The organism is Morganella psychrotolerans, from assembly GCF_001676055.1.
Taxonomy (GTDB): domain Bacteria; phylum Pseudomonadota; class Gammaproteobacteria; order Enterobacterales; family Enterobacteriaceae; genus Morganella; species Morganella psychrotolerans_B.
The window spans coordinates 53721-70114 of record NZ_LZEX01000008.1 but is presented as its reverse complement, the minus strand read 5'-3'; the positions used below and the strand labels follow the sequence as shown (position 1 = coordinate 70114).

Genomic DNA, 16394 nt, shown 5'->3' with positions numbered 1-16394 from the left:
TCTACTGTCGGCGCGCTTGTCAGCGTGTTGTTCCGTGTCAGTGAGGGCGCATTATAGGGAGTTTCTGTCTGACCGCAAGGGCTAATTTCAATTTTTTTTCTGTTTGCAGAAAAATCACCCGATCCGGTTGCATTTCGGGCAAAAATACCAGATTCCGGTTTAAATATGAGCAAACTCAGTTGCAAAGGCTTCAACCTGCTCCCAGTCTGTATACTCGATCTCTTTCGTGGTATCCGTTTCCCCTTTTGTCATCTTCATTATAAGACGGATCATTACGCGATCCAGCCAGCGATAGCGGGGGTACAGCAACGCACCGGCAAATACAGCACTGACCGTCGGCTTCCAGGGTGTAGCTTCCAGGAACTTGCGTACATAAAGGTTTGTCTGTGGTGTCCGCTTTTCAGGTTTACGTGCTGTCAGGTTTACGCCGAAGAATGCTGTTTTCATCTGATTCATTTGTGCAGCATGCAAATTCGCAAACCGGTTCAGAGCACGATTAAAATGCCCGTAACGGATAGATGCGCCAACCAGTATCTTTTCATAGGGTGCCAGATTCAGTGCATGTCCTTCCTGTAAGGAACGGACATCGCACTGCATTCCGGCCTTACGCAGATGTAAGGCAATCTGTGTGACGATTTTTTTAGTTTGTCCGTCATGACTGGAGTAAAGCAACAAATACGACATGAAAAAACTCCGTTAATCACGCCAGAAGGTTGGCGTCAGCAAAACAAGTAAGGTAAAGACTTCCAGACGACCAAACAACATTGTCACCACGAGGATCCACTTCCCGGCAGGATTCAGTGTTGTGAAGTTTTCACCCAATGTGCCAAGACCCGGCCCGAGATTATTCAGCGTAGTCGCAATAGCCGAGAATGCAGAGAATTCATCGACACCTGTTGCGATAAGCAACAGCATGCTGACAACAAAAACCAGTGCATAGGCTGAAAAGAACCCCCAGACAGCTTCAATAATCCGTTCCGGTAACGCCCTTCTGCCAAGCTTAATAGTATAAACGGCATTCGGATGAACCAGGCGCTTCAGTTCACGCGCCCCCTGCAGGAACAAGAGCATAATACGGATAACCTTCAGTCCCCCGCCGGTTGATCCTGCGCATCCCCCGACAAAAGCCGCACACAGAAGTAACATCGGTAAAAACAGCGGCCATTTATAGAAGCTGTCTGTTGAGAACCCGGCAGTCGTCGCCATGGAGACTACCTGGAAGAAAGCCTGGTTGAGGGTTTGCCCCTCCGTAGCATAAACACCGAATCGCCATAAAACCAATGCGCAGATCACGACCAGAACAAACTGAATCGAGATAAACATCCGGAACTCAAGATCCCGCCAATAAACACCCAGGCTTCGCCCGGTCAGTACTGCAAAGTGCAGACCATAGTTACAACCTGAGATCAGCAAGAAAATAGCAATAATCGTATTAATTGCAGGACTGTTAAAATACCCGATACTGGCATCATGCGTTGAAAAACCGCCAATTGCGATAGTGGAAAAACTGTGTGATATCGCATCAAAGACATCCATGCCTGCAAACCACAGCGCAATGGCACAAACGATGGTCAGGAAAACATAGATAAGCCAGAGTGTTTTCGCCGTTTCAGCAATTCTCGGCCGCATTTTGTTATCTTTCAGCGGGCCGGGCATTTCTGCACGGTACAACTGCATTCCCCCGACACCTAAAAGCGGCAAAATAGCCACAGCCAGGACAATGATCCCCATCCCGCCAAGCCATTGCAGCATCTGGCGATAAAACAAAATTGCCTTGGGTAACGTATCCAGCCCGACCAGCGTGGTTGCGCCCGTTGTGGTCAATCCTGAAAATGATTCAAAAAACGCATCTGTCACCGAAAGATTGGGGCGTTCTGAAAATATAAACGGCAGTGCCCCGACACTCCCCAGCACCGTCCAGAAGAGAACAACAATCAGAAAGCCTTCTTTCTGTTTTAATTCACTTTTATTATTCCGCGTCGGGATCCAAAGCAGTAACCCGATAATGAGTGCAGTGAGAAACGTCTGGCTAAACGCTTTACCGGCACCATCTTTATAAATTAGCGCCACGATCCCGGGAATGATCATGGTGACAGAGAACATAATGACAAGTAACCCGACAATACGGGTTATGGCACGAAAATGCATGCAGCAGTGTCCTTAGAAATCAATTTCCGGGAATGTCATCAAGACATGTCAGTTCGAGCATTCCCCGGCTCAGGTCACGTAATTTATCACCAACCTCACTCAGTAAGGTAGCGGGAATCGATATCCGTAACGTCACATCCGCACCGAAATCACTGTTAATAACGGTGCCTTCCACCTGGCGGACCAGCAGCTCGATCTGATTAATAAAGCTGTAATCACAGGTTACTTCGCATAATACTTGCGGGACTTTTATCTTTGTTATCAATAATTTTAATGATTGCTGAACACCATTCCCGTATGCACGAACCAGTCCGCCTGTACCCAATTTAATTCCGCCGAAATAACGGACAACCACAGCTGTAATTTCGCCGATTTCACTACCGAGTAACTGAGCAATAATGGGCTTTCCTGCTGTTCCGGTTGGTTCTCCGTCATCCGAAAAGCCCAATTTTTGTGAGTCATCCGGGCGCCCTGCAACAAATGCCCAGCAATGGTGCCGGGCATCAGGGTACTCATCTTTCACAGATTGAATAAATTGCTTCGCATCATCCACCCCGTCCGTATGCTGCAACAGGGTGATAAAACGACTCTTTTTTATTTCTTCAGTAAACATGACCGGCTCAGCCGGGATAAGATACGATTTCATTACAACAGATTCAGATCCCGCGTCATATTCTCCACACTATTGTTATGGATAATAATATTATCTTCAATACGGATCCCGCCGTATGGCTTAAACATGTCAATACGCTTCCAGTCAAAGTGCTGACTGAATGCACCTTCCCGCCATGGTGCCAGTAACGATTCAATAAAATAGAGTCCGGGTTCGATCGTTAATACCATGCGGGGCTCGAGGACACGCGTACAACGCAGGAAAGGATACATTTGTGGTGCTGCCAGGTGTTCACCCTGATCATTTTGCATAAATCCGGCGGCATCATGGACCTGTAAACCAAGCGGATGACCTAAACCATGAGGTAAAAATGGCGTTGTTACACCTTCACTGACCATAGCCTCTTCAGACATTCCGTTAATAATCTTATGTTTTTTCAGTAATTTTGCGATTCGGTGATGCATCTGAACATGGTAGTCCGTATAGCGAACCCCTGCTTTAATATTACCGATAAGCCCCTGCTGCTCATTATTAAGGTCATGAACCAACTGTGCAAATTCACTATCCGGCTTAGCCGCATAAGTACGGGTCAAATCCGCTGCATAACCATGATATTCCGCACCGGCATCAATTAAAAAACTGCGACGCTCACGCGGGGGACTTTTATTCAGTTTGGTGTAATGTAAAACAGCGGCATTTTCATTGATAGCAACAATATTATCGTAAGGAACATCAGTATCACGATGCCCGGTTGCCATCAGATACGCCATATTGATATCAAATTCACTCAGATCGGATAAAAATGCTTCGTGTGCGGCCAGATGACCGTTCACTGCCATTTTTTGTGCTTCCCGCATACAAGCCAGTTCATAATCCGTCTTGTATGAACGGTGGAATGCAAAATAATCCAGTACCGCTTTCGGGTTAATATTGTTGTCATTGATACCCAGCGATGCCGCACGCTCGATATTTGGTCCGATATACGCCGTATGAGTTTTATTTAGCGATGCCAGGTGTTCTGCGATATCTCCGGCATTCTTCAGATGAATGATCTCTACATCATTTGTCCAGAATGATGATGGTAATGCTTCAACACTGTGCCAATAGTCAACAGGTGAATAAAACCATACTTTCGGTTTGTTCACGCCATCCGTCCACAGCCAGCAATGAGGGACATCCGTTACCGGCACCCATGCTTTAAAATGTACATTACTTTTAAAAGGATAATCACGATCATCAAGAAATATTCTCAGAGGTTCACCGGAATGAATCAGTAACGAATCCAGTTTCTCACGCGCGAGAATATCCCGCGTACGTTGTAACAGAGTTGCGATGTGCTCACGGTAAAGAGATGCTGGTTTTTCCATGGGAAATGACCTTTTTTCATTATGATAGTGATAAAAGCTTAGCATGATCTCCGTGATCATGGATATGCCGACTATGACATGCCTTGTCAGAGCGTCAATCACTTAGCCCGGATCTTCGGCATATCACGAAAAATTATTGTTCTGTTTCGGTCTGATAAAACATTTAGCGTGATCTTTAGCGCAAAAAATCATCATTTAATTTGCTTTTATTAACAAAAAAATCACAATTGCCTTAGCTGGTCATACCACATGTTATTTTCATTCTTCACCGGTAATGAAGCTGATTAAGGAGAATCGTATGCTCTGTCACAGTGAATCGATTAAGATTAGTTGGGAAAAAGAGGGAATTGCAAAACTTGTTTTTGATGCGCAGGATGCGATAAATAAGCTGGATACCCGTACGATTGCTTCATTAAATGAAGCCGTTACCTGTCTTGAAAAAACAGAACATCTGAAAGGGCTTATCATCACCTCATCAAAAGAAAGCTTTATTCTCGGTGCTGATATCACTGAGTTTATTGCGCTGTTTGATGCACCGGAAGAACAGCTTGCCACCTGGCTGAATTTTGCAAATCAGTTATTTAACCGCCTGGAAGACCTCCCCGTACCGACCGTTTCCGCACTACGGAAATTTACACTTGGCGGAGGATGTGAATGCGCACTGACCACCGATTACCGCCTGGCAACAGAGAATTTATGTATTGGTCTTCCGGAAACCAAACTCGGCATAATGCCCGGTTTCGGAGGATCTGTCCGTCTGCCACGGCTGATTGGTTGTGATAATGCACTGGAACTCATTACGCAGGGAAAAACAGTTACCGCTCCTGAAGCACTGAAACTCGGACTGATTGACGGCATTGTTCCTGATACTGAACTAATAAGCAGCGCACTGATGCTACTGGAACAGGCAATTTCCGGTTCTCAGGACTGGCGCGCCCGGCGCCGGCAAAAAATATCGCCGTTACAGCTCAGTCCGGCGGAACTGCAAATGAGTTTTATCCCGGCAAAAGGTCTGGTCCGGCAGAAAGCCGGAAAACATTACCCGGCACCGATGGCGGCCGTAAATGCTATTGAAGCAGGCGCAGAGATGCCCCGTGATGAGGCACTTATCTGTGAAGCCGCACATTTTATTCCGCTGACAAAAACAGTAAGTGCGCGTGCTCTGGTTTCTCTTTTTCTGAATGAGCAATATGTAAAAGGGATCACCCGCAGTCTGATAACCCAGCATGATGCACCAAAACAGGCCGCCGTTATTGGTGCGGGGATCATGGGAGGAGGCATCGCTTATCAGTCAGCCTGTAACGGTATTCCCGTAATATTAAAAGATATTCAGCCGGCAGCCCTTCAGGCAGGAATTGATGAAGCAACAAAACTGCTGGAAAAACAGTGTCAGCAAGGAAAACTGACATTACCGCAAGCCGCGATGATACGGGCGGCTATCCGTCCGGTTCTGCAATATGACGGAATGGATGAATGCGATATTGTTGTTGAGGCCGTCATTGAAAATATATCCGTCAAACAGCAGGTACTTGCTGACGTTGAGCAGCAGGTCAGTACCGGTTGTATTCTTACGTCAAATACATCCTCTATTCCGATAAACAAACTGGCTCAGGTACTGAAACGTCCGGAAAATTTCTGCGGTATGCACTTTTTTAACCCGGTGCCGAAAATGCCACTGGTCGAAGTTATCCGCGGAGAAAAAACATCAGACAGTACCATTGCAGCCGTTGTTCACTACGCCCATAAAATGGGAAAAACACCGGTTGTTGTCGGTGATTGCCCCGGTTTTTTTATTAACCGTGTACTCTTCCCGTATCTGAATGCGTTTTCCCGGCTGGTGTCTGACGGTGCTGATATTCAGGTGGTTGACCGGGTTATGGAGCAGGAATTCGGCTGGCCGATGGGACCGGCACTGCTGCTGGATGTTGTCGGGCTGGATACGGCAAGCCACGCACAGCAAGTTATGGCTGAAGGCTATCCGGATCGGATGGCAGTATCATCACCGGATGTTATCAGTCTGCTCGCAGACCTGAAGCGACTCGGGCAGAAGAACCGTATCGGGTTTTACCACCACACTGCTGACGCTAAAGGGCGGTTGCAAAAGCAGCCGGATGAACAGCTTGACTCTATACTCACCCCTCTCGGGCGCACTCCCCGTACGTTTTCAGCAGACGATATTATTGACCGTCTGATGATCCCGATGGTGAATGAAGTCGTCCGCTGCTATGAAGAAGGTATTATCAACAGTCCGGCAGAAGCGGATTTAGCGCTGGTTTACGGGCTGGGATTCCCGCCGTTCCGCGGCGGTGCTTTTCGTTACCTTGATGACACCGGTACACGGGCATTTTGTGAAAAAGCCGATCGCTTCAGTGCACTCGGGCCGCTTTATGCTGTACCTGACAGTCTGCTGGCTCATGCTGTCGGTAATACATCCTATTATCCGCAGCCGGGTAGTAACCCGATTGAGAAACAGTGAGGTTTATATGGAAAAAGTCATGATTGTTGATGGTCTCCGCACCTCAATGGGACGTTCAAAAAGCGGTATTTTCCGGCATGTACGGGCAGAGAATCTCTCCGCAGAGGTGATGAATGCAATCATAAAACGCAATAATATCAATGCTGAAGACATTGATGATATTATCTGGGGCTGTGTACAGCAAACCGGGGAGCAAGGTTTTAATGTTGCCCGTAATGCCGCGTTACTGACAGATATTCCGCAACATGTTCCTGCAGTAACCGTCAACCGGCTGTGTGGCTCGTCCATGCAGGCACTGCATGATGCCGCCCGGCTGATTCAGACCGGGGACGGCCGGTTAGTATTAGCCGGGGGCGTGGAACACATGGGGCATATCCCGATGACACAGGGTATCGATTATAATCCCGCCTCAGCAATTCATACGGCTAAAGCCTCAGGCATTATGGGACTGACAGCCGAAGTTCTGGCACGGCAATTCTCGATAAGCCGCCCGGCGCAGGATGAGTTTGCACTACGCTCACATCAGCGGGCCGCACAAGCTTTCAGAGAACAGAAATTTTCCCGTGAAATTCATCCGGTATCCGGACACAACCCGGCGGGCATACCAGTCACTGCCCTGCGGGATGAAACTGTCCGGGAAAACAGTAATCTTGCCGAACTCGCCGCTCTGCGCCCGGTATTTGATCCGGTAAACGGCAGCGTGACCGCCGGTAATTCATCAGCAATTTCTGATGGTGCATCTGTTATGCTGCTGGCTGGTGAGCACTACGCGCGGGAACAGGGATTAACACCCCGTGCAGTCGTCAGATCAATGAGCGTTGTCGGTTGTGAACCGGCGCTGATGGGATATGGTCCGGTTCCGGCGACACTCCTTGCGCTGAAAAAAGCCGGACTGACACTCAATGATATTGCTGTCATTGAGCTGAATGAAGCCTTTTCCGCACAAGCACTTGCCTGTCTGGAAGGACTCGGGTTAGCAGAAAATTATGATGACAGAGTTAATCTTCACGGCGGCGCTATTGCACTTGGGCATCCGCTTGGTTGCTCCGGTACGCGGATCATCACCTCACTGCTGACTGTGATGGAACAACAGGATGCTCAGTTCGGCCTGGCAACCATGTGCATCGGCTTTGGTCAGGGAATAGCAACAGTCATTGAACGGCTCCCCGGCTGACAAACATGCCGGAAAACAAAAACGACCCGCCACGGTACAGTGTGGTGAGTCGTTAACAGTCTGAAATGCAGTCATTTCTCCGGCGGTTACTACCGTATTTCCGCTGCCGGAGATTTTTAAATAAACTCGAAAGCATCACCAAACAAGCGGTTAACATCAGCAGCCCGCTCCTGACAAAAACGCTCACGGGCAATTTTTGCCATTTCAAAACGACCGGCAATATAGATATCTTTTCCTGCAAGTGACCCGAAATCATCAAGTACGGCACTGAGTACGGTACCGGTTCTTCCCCGCCACGATTCATCAGGCTGTTCAACAACCGGGATAATTTTCAGGTTAGGGTGTGTCTCTGCCAGAGACTGAAGTTCGCCGAGATCATAAAGATAGACATGTTCTCTTGCACCCCAGTAAAACGTAATATCACGCGCAGGATTTTCCTCCAGAGCCGCCAGCAAAACTGAGCGGGTATAAGAGAAACCTGTTCCGCCGGCTACCAGCAGCATCGGTGCCCGGCTATTTTCACGAAACCATGCTTTTCCGTGAGGTAAATCGATAGTTACCTGACGGTTATCCAGGATCCTGTCCATTACCGCCATGGCATAAAGATTAAATTCGGATGCGCCAATGTGAAGCTCAATTTCTTTTTGCGATGACGGTGCTGATGCCATAGAAAACGGGCGCTTATCCCGTTCATCCATTACCACCAGTAAATACTGACCGGCTTTAAATGAATAATCACCATCAGGTAACAATTTTATGCGGTATACCGTATCCGTTATAGATTCAACAGAGGTAACTTTGCAGTTTAGCGTTGCCATGTGCTCCCTCAATTATTGAGAATATTCAATTCATCCCATAAGGCGTCAACCCGTTGTCTGACTTCGTCGGTCATCACAATCGGTTTTCCCCACTCACGCGAACTTTCGCCGGGCCATTTATTTGTGGCATCCAGCCCCATTTTTGAGCCCAGCCCTGATACCGGCGAGGCAAAATCAAGGTAATCAATCGGAGTGTTTTCTATCATGACCGTATCACGTGCCGGATCCATCCGAGTCGTGATCGCCCAGATTACATCATTCCAGTCACGCGCGTTAATATCATCATCGCAGACTATAACAAACTTAGTGTACATAAATTGCCGTAAATACGACCAAACTCCCATCATTACCCGCTTAGCGTGACCCGCATACTGTTTTTTCATGGTCACAACGGCCAGACGATAAGAACACCCTTCCGGCGGCAGATAGAAATCCACAATTTCAGGGAACTGTTTTTGTAAAATAGGCACCAGAACTTCGTTAAGAGCCACACCTAATGTTGCCGGTTCATCCGGCGGACGACCTGTATAGGTCGAGTGATAGATAGGTGAATTCCGCTGTGTAATATGTGTGACAGTAAAGACCGGAAAATCATCAACTTCATTATAGTAACCAGTGTGATCACCATAAGGCCCTTCCGGCGCCATTTCACCCGGCTCAATATAGCCTTCAAGAATGATTTCCGCACCCGCCGGGACTTCCAGATCATTGGAAATACATTTGACCACTTCTGATTTATTACCACGCAATAAACCGGCGAATGCATACTCAGATAATGTATCCGGAACCGGTGTGACCGCACCAAGGATGGTCGCAGGGTCTGCGCCTAATGCCACCGCAACCGGAAAACGCTCACCCGGATGTGCCTGACACCATTCCTGAAAATCCAGTGCGCCGCCACGATGAGATAACCAGCGCATAATCAGTTTATTTTTACCCAGCACCTGCTGGCGGTAAATACCGAGATTCTGCCGCTCTTTAAATGGTCCGCGGGTAACTGTCAGCCCCCAGGTAATCAGCGGTGCAGCGTCATCCGGCCAGCAATGCATAACCGGTATTTTCGTCAGATCAACATCATCCCCGGTAAATACATTCTCCTGGCAGGGCGCTGAACTCAGGCGTTTGGTCGGCATATTCAGTACCTGCTTAAACTTCGGCAGCTTGTCGATCAAATCCCGGAAACCTTTCGGCGGTTCAGGCTCTTTCAGAAATGCCAGCAATTTCCCGACATCACGCAGTGAATTGATATCCTCCTGCCCCATTCCCATCGCAACGCGCTTCGTCGTTCCGAACAAATTGCAGAGCACCGGCATTGAATACCCTTTCGGATTTTCAAACAGCAAAGCAGGCCCACCCGCACGCAGTGTACGATCCGCAATTTCTGTCATTTCGAGGTAAGGATCGACTTCTGTCCGGATCCGCTTCAGCTCGCCTTGTTTTTCAAGAATGGAGAGAAAATCTCTCAGGTCCCGATATTTCATTGTGTTATCAGCCTGTCCGCAGAAGAATGGGTTTCTATTATAGGAATCCCCCACACTGTTACAAGCATGCGGATTACAAACACGTAAATGGCACCCATTCAGTCAGTGCTTTTGTATCAAATTGTTCAGGGAACGTTTTGTTGTGCTGAAAGATTTTAAACCCTTCATTTTTACCACTGAAATAATGTAATTCATTATCACAAATGTGTAGACCACTGCCTTCACGCAAAGCCACAACAATCTCTTGCGGATTGACCGCACAAAATTCAGCAATACGCTCATCACGCGTTTCACCCATATGCCCGCTGATAGCCGCATCAATGTAGTGAGGATTAATCTGTACCGGAAAAAGTCCCAGAGACGGCATAATCACACTGTTACGTACCGGCATGTCATTTGTGGTTCTGATACTCGGCGTGGCGACATTGCACCCTGCACTCCAGCCGATATACGGAATATTTCGCTCACGAACTGCACGCTGAATCGGCACGACCAACCCGTTTTCATGCAGCATCTGATTCAGCAGCCAGGTATTTCCGCCACTGACCAGAATACATTCTGCATTTTCTATCGCCTGAACAGCGGAATCAAAATGTTCGATACAGGTGACATCAATTCCCAGCGCATCGGACAATTCACGGGCGCGCTGGTCATGATCGCCGCGGATAACCGCATACGCTATTAATACCGCCGAACGGATCCCGCGGGTATCAATCATCTTTTTGATTCGCTCCTGCGCATAACTGAGCCACTGAGGATTACCGGAAAGTTTGCCATTGCTGAGTAAAAAAACGTTCATCAACATTACCTTTATTGTTTTGAATTTATAAATCGCGTTGTATTTTGCATACTCATTAAACGACGCTATTTTACGGTAAAAAGTTATTCATGCATGAGTAAAAACCGTATTCATTTATCTTAAAGCATCATTTATTGCATAAATAGCAAAACAAATTTGTTATCATCTTAGCTATATATGTACACCATCTGTGTTAGGTATGACAATGAAGGATTGGTATTTATTATACTGCAAACGCGGTCAGCTTCCGCGGGCAATGGAGCATTTGCAGCGGCAACAGGTGGAATGTCTGACCCCTATGGCCAATATAGAAAAAGTAGTCAGAGGTAAGAGGATCATAGTAAATGAACCATTATTTCCGAATTATCTTTTTATTTCTTTTGAACCGGAAATTATTCATACAACAACAATTAACTCAACGCGCGGTGTTAATCACTTTATCCGTTTCGGTACATTACCGGCGGTTGTTCCCGCTTCATTAATTAGTGAACTAAAACTTGCTGAGTGCATCAATATATCCGAACAGGATGTACCACAGCAGGGCGATATTGTTGAGATAACTGAAGGTATGTTCAGAGGGTTGGAGGCTATTTATCAGGAGCCGGACGGCGAAACCCGTTCTGTTCTTTTACTGACGCTGATAAGTAAAGAGCTGACAAAAAAAGTGGATAACACCAGCTTTGTGAAGAAAATCTGATTTTCCTGTCACTGCGGGCAGAAACAAAAAACCACCATAATGAATGGTGGTTTTTTGTTTCACATCGCTGTTTTAGTTACTCTTCAGCTTCTTCATCCTGTGATGCTGCTTTATTTCTCGGCGCGTAGAAACGGGCAAAGAAAACACCAACCTCAAACAGAAGATACATCGGAATCGCCAGCAATGTCTGCGAAAACACATCAGGTGGCGTCAGAAGCATTCCGACAACAAATGCACCAACCAGGATATAAGGACGCTTCTGTTTTAATGATGCAACTGTTGTGGCACCACTCCAGCACAGCAAAATAATCGCAATCGGCACTTCAAAAGAGATCCCGAATGCCATAAAGAGTGCCATGACGAAACTCAGATAGTTATTAATATCTGTCGCAATGACCACATCGGCAGGTGCCGTGGATGTAAAAAATCCGAATGCCAGCGGGAAAACGACAAAGTAAGCAAACGCCATTCCCATGTAAAATAAAACCGTACTGAAAAACAGTAACGGCATTAACAACCGGCGTTCATGCCGGTACAGTGCCGGGGCAATAAAAGCCCAGACCTGATACAAGATATACGGCGCTGAGATAAAAATAGAGACCATAATGGTCAGTTTTATCGGCGCGAGGAACGGGGATGCAACATCCGTTGCAATCATGTTCGAGCCTTGCGGCAATTTACTCACCAACGGCGATGATACCAGCTGATAGATATCATTTGAGAAATACGCCAGCGCAACAAAAACAACAAAGACCGCAATCAGAGCGTTGAGAATGCGCTTGCGTAATTCAATTAAATGAGTGATCAGCGGTTGCGTTTCTTCAACAGCCATAACATGCTTTTACCGTAATCATTTAATGTTTCCGTGAATCTGACGCCGTAGGTACAGATAACGGGGTATGTTCCGTTTCATTTACCACCGACACCGGAGAAACCGGTACTTCTGCATCAGGGATCGTCGACTGTGTCACCGGAGCCGTACTATCCGCAGACGGTTTGCCGGCAGAAGGCAATGGTGCTGAATTAATCGCAGAAAGATCGAGTTCCCTGTCAGCCAGTGCTTCCGGATCAAGCTGTTTTTTCAGAGAATCCACCGGCTCCTGATAAGAACGGCGCAGTGAATCGGCAGCCCCTTTCAGCTCATCCATAGATGCCTTCAATTCAGGTGAAATAATGGTACCGGCCTGCTCTTCCATCTTCTTCAGATTATCCTGCAATTCCTGAAGTTTCAGTTCCTGAGTCAGCTCATTCTGCACATTGGCAGCCATTGAGCGTAAAACACGAACCCAGCCGGCGACTGTTTTCACAGCAACCGGGAGACGTTCCGGCCCCAGAACAACAAGCCCGATGACCATTACTAAAATCAGTTCACCAAAACCGATGTCAAACACGGGTTATACCTGCTCTTTGTTTTTATTCTCAGACTGTTCAGACGAGTCAGTTTTCTTTTCAGCAATATTTTTTTGTTCAAAATCAGCGTCTTTACTGGCCGTCGTACTTTCTGCTTTGTTCTGATCTTCATCACCAATAGCTTTTTTAAAGCCCTTGATTGAAGCCCCTAAATCAGAACCCAGTGAACGAAGCTTGTTCGTTCCGAACAGGAGAACAACAATTACAGCAATAATTAACAATTGCCAAATATTAATACCAGCCATTAGTTTTACCTCAATTTGATATGGACCTACTATCTTCATTATATACAACGACAGGCATATACGGAAATACGCAACACCTGTTGAAACTTTGTTTTAACTCAATCTTTACTTCATTTTACCTGATTGCCACCATCCTGTTACCCAGCTCACAGCACCGAAGGACATCAGAATCCAGGGTGCGCGCGGAGCGCCGGCAAGATAAAACAGGCTTGCACAGATAAATAAGGTTGCGCCGACACCCAGAGCAAAATTGACTTTCCGTTGTGTCGCCTGCTGCTGTTTCATCTGCTCAGTCAGCCGCTCAACACCAGACAACAAACGGCGCTGCTGCCTGAGACTGTCATACACCAATTCAGGTAACTCCGGAAGTTTTTCAGCCCAGAAAGGCGCTTTCTCTTTTATCCCGCGGATCACCGCTTTTATACCAATCTGACTTTTCAGCCATGATTCCAGGAAGGGTTTTGCTGTTTTCCACAAGTCCAGCTGCGGATAAAGCTGTCGTCCCAGACCTTCGACATACAGCAGTGTTTTCTGCAATAAAACCAGCTGCGGCTGTACTTCCATATTAAACCGGCGCGCTGTATTAAACAGGTTCAGCAAAACATGTCCGAATGAGATCTCCGCCAGCGGTTTTTCAAAAATAGGTTCACAGACAGTACGGATGGCAAATTCAAAATCTTCAACATTCGTATCCGGCGGAACCCAACCGGAATCGACATGTAATTCCGCCACTTTCCGGTAATCCCGGTTAAAAAAAGCGATAAAATTTTCGGCCAGATAACGCTTATCTTCTTTATTCAGTGAGCCGACAATGCCACAGTCGATGCCGATATACTGCGGATCGTCCGGATGCTCCCGGCTGACAAAAATATTACCCGGATGCATATCCGCATGGAAAAAACTGTCACGGAATACCTGGGTAAAAAAGACCTGTACGCCACGTTCGGCTAACAGCTTCATATTCGTTCCCTGCGCATTCAGTGCTGTAATATCAGAGACAGGGATCCCGTAGATCCGTTCCATCACCAGCACATTTTCACGGCAGAGATCCGGATACACTTCCGGAATATACAACATCGGGCTGTTTTCAAAGTTGCGCCGCAACTGAATCGCATTTGCCGCTTCACGTTGCAGATTCAGTTCATCCAACAGCGTTTTTTCGTATTCACGTACCACTTCTTTCGGGCGCAGACGCCGGCCATCCGGTAACAGCGGGATCATCCCCGCCAGGCGGTACATCAGATGAATATCTGCCTGTATAACCGGCAGAATATCAGGGCGGATCACTTTAAGGACAACTGCCTGCCCGTTTTCTTTCAGAACCGCAGTATGAACCTGAGCGATAGACGCAGATGCCAGCGGAGTGATATCAAAATCATCAAACCAGGTTTCAACCGGCCCCTCCATCGCATCTTCAATTGTTTTCTTTGCCAGTGCACCATCAAAAGAGGATACACGATCCTGCAACTGAGCAAGTTGGTCAGCAATGGCAGGCGGAAACAGATCCCGGCGGGTGGAGAGCATCTGCCCGAATTTAATCCAGACCGGTCCCAGCTCCTGTAATGCAAGACGAAGACGTTCACCTAATGCTTTGTCTTTATGCTTATTCGGCATCCAGAAAAGTGAGCGACGCCAGAGGCGGATAGCCCAGCTCAGCCGGTTTTTCGGGATGAGTTCATCCAGACCGTAAGCAAGGAGAGTACGGATAATAAAATAAAGGCGTTTAATCTCACTCGGTCTCATGCCCGGTTCCTGCTCTCTTTTCCAGACGGGAAAGACGCACATCAAGTTCTGCGGCGGCTTGTGCCGCTGAGGACACTTCATCACAGAAATGAGCGGCTTCCGGTGCCGATGGTGCTAATGCCCATTCGCGGGTCACCGCACCTGACAGATAATCTTTCTGACGGCAAACTGCGCTGCGGATAAATTGTCCGCCTTTCACGGCAATCTGTGTCAGTGTTTGTGCTGCAACATCACCAAGATACGGCGCAAGATAATGAGCGGGATCCCACTCAGCCATATCCAGCAGTGCTGAAAAGTGCTGAATAACCTGCATATCTCCGTCAATAGTGATATCACCACTACGGATCAGCGCTGAAAGCTGTTGTTTATCTCTCAGCTTCAGAAGGGTCATAAACCGGGTTTGCAGCACACAGTCAGCCGAATCTTCCCAACGGGAGATAACATCCAGCTGTTTTTCACTGAAAATCAGTGTGAATTGCATTTCCGGCTCAGCCAGACAGAGAGCCAGAGTTTTCCCGGTCAGGCGGACGCGGGCCGGCTTCAGAACAGCTTCACGGTAAAGAAGCTGATTCAGTACGGTTTCCAGAAAGCCGGCAATGACAGGATAAAGCGCGTGCGGACTGACGGAAGACGGTGCGTTTTCAGCAAACGGATCAGTCATATCAGAATTTGAACCCTTTATGCAGTGCGACAATACCGCCGGTCATATTGGTATAGGATACCTGTTCAAAACCGGCATTTTCCATCATTCCCTTCAGGGTACCCTGATCCGGGTGCATGCGGATAGATTCAGCCAGGTAACGATAGCTTTCGGCATCATTGACAACCGCCTGCCCGATACGTGGAAGAATATGGAATGAGTAAGCGTCGTATACTTTGCTCAACGGCTCAATAACCGGTTTGGAAAATTCCAGGACCAGCAGACGTCCGCCCGGTTTTAATACGCGGAACATGGAACGCAGAGCTTTGTCTTTATCCGTAACATTGCGCAGCCCGAACGAGATGATAATGCAATTGAAGTAATCATCCGGGAACGGCAGTTCTTCTGCATTGGCCTGAACATAACTGACGTTACCGATAATCCCGTTATTACGCAGTTTTTCGCGGCCCATTTTCAGCATGGAATCATTGATATCCGCGAGAACAACCTGCCCGGTTTCACCGACCATACGGGAGAATTTTGCTGTAAAATCACCGGTTCCCCCGGCTAAATCAAGCACCCGCTGACCACGGCGCACACCACTGGCGTCAATAGTAAAACGCTTCCAGATACGATGGATGCCAAAAGACATCAGGTCATTCATCAGGTCATATTTTGCAGCAACAGAATGAAAGACGTTTGCCACCATACCTTCTTTTTCGCTCTTGTTAACAGTGCGAAAACCAAAATCGATTTTATCCCGGGATTGCTCTTCCATTCTTT

The 16394-nt window shown here is 47.4% G+C and carries 16 protein-coding genes; 3 read left to right on the top strand and 13 right to left on the bottom strand.

The genetic code is table 11. The features are described from left to right. Positions 1 to 159 precede the first annotated feature (159 nt). From hemG to pepQ, 4 genes are read right to left on the bottom strand one after another with little or no spacing between them, the layout of a single operon-like run. Positions 160 to 684, bottom strand: coding sequence for a menaquinone-dependent protoporphyrinogen IX dehydrogenase (gene hemG, locus AYY17_RS07535; protein WP_067400743.1), 525 nt, complete (start codon positions 682 to 684; stop codon positions 160 to 162). A gap of 12 nt (positions 685 to 696) precedes the next feature. Next, the gene (gene trkH, locus AYY17_RS07530) at positions 697 to 2148 is read right to left on the bottom strand and encodes a Trk system potassium transporter TrkH (RefSeq protein ID WP_067422660.1); all 1452 of its coding nucleotides are present in this window, start codon (positions 2146 to 2148) and stop codon (positions 697 to 699) included. Between the two features lie 19 nt (positions 2149 to 2167). Beyond that, positions 2168 to 2794: an IMPACT family protein gene (locus tag AYY17_RS07525; RefSeq protein ID WP_067422658.1), complete on the bottom strand. Its 627-nt coding sequence runs from the start codon at positions 2792 to 2794 to the stop codon at positions 2168 to 2170. Next, the gene (pepQ, locus tag AYY17_RS07520) at positions 2794 to 4128 is read right to left on the bottom strand and encodes a Xaa-Pro dipeptidase (protein ID WP_067422656.1); all 1335 of its coding nucleotides are present in this window, start codon (positions 4126 to 4128) and stop codon (positions 2794 to 2796) included. The genes AYY17_RS07525 and pepQ overlap by 1 nt, the downstream gene beginning before the upstream one ends. A 298-nt stretch (positions 4129 to 4426) precedes the next feature. On the opposite strand from pepQ, the gene fadB reads away from it, so the two are divergent. Together fadB and fadA are read left to right on the top strand one after the other, a co-directional pair. Next, positions 4427 to 6604 carry a fatty acid oxidation complex subunit alpha FadB gene (fadB, locus tag AYY17_RS07515; protein WP_067422655.1) on the top strand — a complete coding sequence of 726 codons (2178 nt, stop codon included), beginning with the start codon at positions 4427 to 4429 and terminating at the stop codon, positions 6602 to 6604. A gap of 7 nt (positions 6605 to 6611) precedes the next feature. Further along, positions 6612 to 7778 carry an acetyl-CoA C-acyltransferase FadA gene (gene fadA / locus AYY17_RS07510; protein WP_067422653.1) on the top strand — a complete coding sequence of 389 codons (1167 nt, stop codon included), beginning with the start codon at positions 6612 to 6614 and terminating at the stop codon, positions 7776 to 7778. Positions 7779 to 7894: 116 nt separating this feature from the next. Here fadA and fre read toward each other — a convergent pair whose 3' ends face one another. The 3 genes from fre to pepE all read right to left on the bottom strand — a co-directional run bounded on the left by fre (position 7895) and on the right by pepE (position 10876). Beyond that, on the bottom strand, positions 7895 to 8596 hold the full coding sequence (fre, locus tag AYY17_RS07505) for an NAD(P)H-flavin reductase (protein WP_067422651.1): 702 nt from the start codon (positions 8594 to 8596) through the stop codon (positions 7895 to 7897). 8 nt (positions 8597 to 8604) lie between these two features. Further along, on the bottom strand, positions 8605 to 10077 hold the full coding sequence (gene ubiD / locus AYY17_RS07500) for a 4-hydroxy-3-polyprenylbenzoate decarboxylase (protein WP_067422649.1): 1473 nt from the start codon (positions 10075 to 10077) through the stop codon (positions 8605 to 8607). A gap of 73 nt (positions 10078 to 10150) precedes the next feature. Beyond that, entirely contained in the window at positions 10151 to 10876 is a 726-nt protein-coding gene (gene pepE / locus AYY17_RS07495) for a dipeptidase PepE (protein ID WP_067400727.1), read from the bottom strand. 205 nt (positions 10877 to 11081) lie between these two features. Between pepE and rfaH the strand changes: the two genes are divergently transcribed. Beyond that, on the top strand, positions 11082 to 11573 hold the full coding sequence (gene rfaH / locus AYY17_RS07490) for a transcription/translation regulatory transformer protein RfaH (RefSeq protein WP_067422647.1): 492 nt from the start codon (positions 11082 to 11084) through the stop codon (positions 11571 to 11573). A 76-nt stretch (positions 11574 to 11649) separates the two neighbouring features. On the opposite strand, the gene tatC is transcribed toward rfaH, so the two are convergent. The 6 genes from tatC to ubiE form a co-directional block, all read right to left on the bottom strand. Continuing rightward, a complete protein-coding gene (tatC, locus tag AYY17_RS07485) occupies positions 11650 to 12405 on the bottom strand; it encodes a Sec-independent protein translocase subunit TatC (protein ID WP_067422645.1) in 756 nt (251 codons plus the stop codon). Between the two features lie 22 nt (positions 12406 to 12427). Continuing rightward, on the bottom strand, positions 12428 to 12964 hold the full coding sequence (gene tatB / locus AYY17_RS07480; RefSeq protein ID WP_067422643.1) for a Sec-independent protein translocase protein TatB: 537 nt from the start codon (positions 12962 to 12964) through the stop codon (positions 12428 to 12430). A gap of 3 nt (positions 12965 to 12967) precedes the next feature. After that, positions 12968 to 13228, bottom strand: coding sequence for a Sec-independent protein translocase subunit TatA (tatA, locus tag AYY17_RS07475; RefSeq protein WP_067422642.1), 261 nt, complete (start codon positions 13226 to 13228; stop codon positions 12968 to 12970). Positions 13229 to 13333: 105 nt separating this feature from the next. Continuing rightward, the gene (gene ubiB / locus AYY17_RS07470; RefSeq protein ID WP_067422640.1) at positions 13334 to 14971 is read right to left on the bottom strand and encodes a ubiquinone biosynthesis regulatory protein kinase UbiB; all 1638 of its coding nucleotides are present in this window, start codon (positions 14969 to 14971) and stop codon (positions 13334 to 13336) included. Further along, on the bottom strand, positions 14958 to 15632 hold the full coding sequence (locus AYY17_RS07465) for a ubiquinone biosynthesis accessory factor UbiJ (RefSeq protein WP_067422638.1): 675 nt from the start codon (positions 15630 to 15632) through the stop codon (positions 14958 to 14960). The genes ubiB and AYY17_RS07465 overlap by 14 nt, the downstream gene beginning before the upstream one ends. 1 nt (position 15633) lies before the next feature. Continuing rightward, entirely contained in the window at positions 15634 to 16389 is a 756-nt protein-coding gene (gene ubiE / locus AYY17_RS07460; protein WP_067400708.1) for a bifunctional demethylmenaquinone methyltransferase/2-methoxy-6-polyprenyl-1,4-benzoquinol methylase UbiE, read from the bottom strand. Between the last annotated feature and the right edge of the window lie 5 nt (positions 16390 to 16394).

What these genes read in the sequence shown, in the direction of transcription:
- hemG (WP_067400743.1), bottom strand. Translation starts at nt 684, where the DNA reads ATGTCGTATTTGTTGCTTTACTCCAGTCATGACGGACAAACTAAAAAA.
- trkH (WP_067422660.1), bottom strand. Translation starts at nt 2,148, where the DNA reads ATGCATTTTCGTGCCATAACCCGTATTGTCGGGTTACTTGTCATTATG.
- AYY17_RS07525 (WP_067422658.1), bottom strand. Translation starts at nt 2,794, where the DNA reads ATGAAATCGTATCTTATCCCGGCTGAGCCGGTCATGTTTACTGAAGAA.
- pepQ (WP_067422656.1), bottom strand. Translation starts at nt 4,128, where the DNA reads ATGGAAAAACCAGCATCTCTTTACCGTGAGCACATCGCAACTCTGTTA.
- fadB (WP_067422655.1), top strand. Translation starts at nt 4,427, where the DNA reads ATGCTCTGTCACAGTGAATCGATTAAGATTAGTTGGGAAAAAGAGGGA.
- fadA (WP_067422653.1), top strand. Translation starts at nt 6,612, where the DNA reads ATGGAAAAAGTCATGATTGTTGATGGTCTCCGCACCTCAATGGGACGT.
- fre (WP_067422651.1), bottom strand. Translation starts at nt 8,596, where the DNA reads ATGGCAACGCTAAACTGCAAAGTTACCTCTGTTGAATCTATAACGGAT.
- ubiD (WP_067422649.1), bottom strand. Translation starts at nt 10,077, where the DNA reads ATGAAATATCGGGACCTGAGAGATTTTCTCTCCATTCTTGAAAAACAA.
- pepE (WP_067400727.1), bottom strand. Translation starts at nt 10,876, where the DNA reads ATGAACGTTTTTTTACTCAGCAATGGCAAACTTTCCGGTAATCCTCAG.
- rfaH (WP_067422647.1), top strand. Translation starts at nt 11,082, where the DNA reads ATGAAGGATTGGTATTTATTATACTGCAAACGCGGTCAGCTTCCGCGG.
- tatC (WP_067422645.1), bottom strand. Translation starts at nt 12,405, where the DNA reads ATGGCTGTTGAAGAAACGCAACCGCTGATCACTCATTTAATTGAATTA.
- tatA (WP_067422642.1), bottom strand. Translation starts at nt 13,228, where the DNA reads ATGGCTGGTATTAATATTTGGCAATTGTTAATTATTGCTGTAATTGTT.
- ubiB (WP_067422640.1), bottom strand. Translation starts at nt 14,971, where the DNA reads ATGAGACCGAGTGAGATTAAACGCCTTTATTTTATTATCCGTACTCTC.
- AYY17_RS07465 (WP_067422638.1), bottom strand. Translation starts at nt 15,632, where the DNA reads ATGACTGATCCGTTTGCTGAAAACGCACCGTCTTCCGTCAGTCCGCAC.
- ubiE (WP_067400708.1), bottom strand. Translation starts at nt 16,389, where the DNA reads ATGGAAGAGCAATCCCGGGATAAAATCGATTTTGGTTTTCGCACTGTT.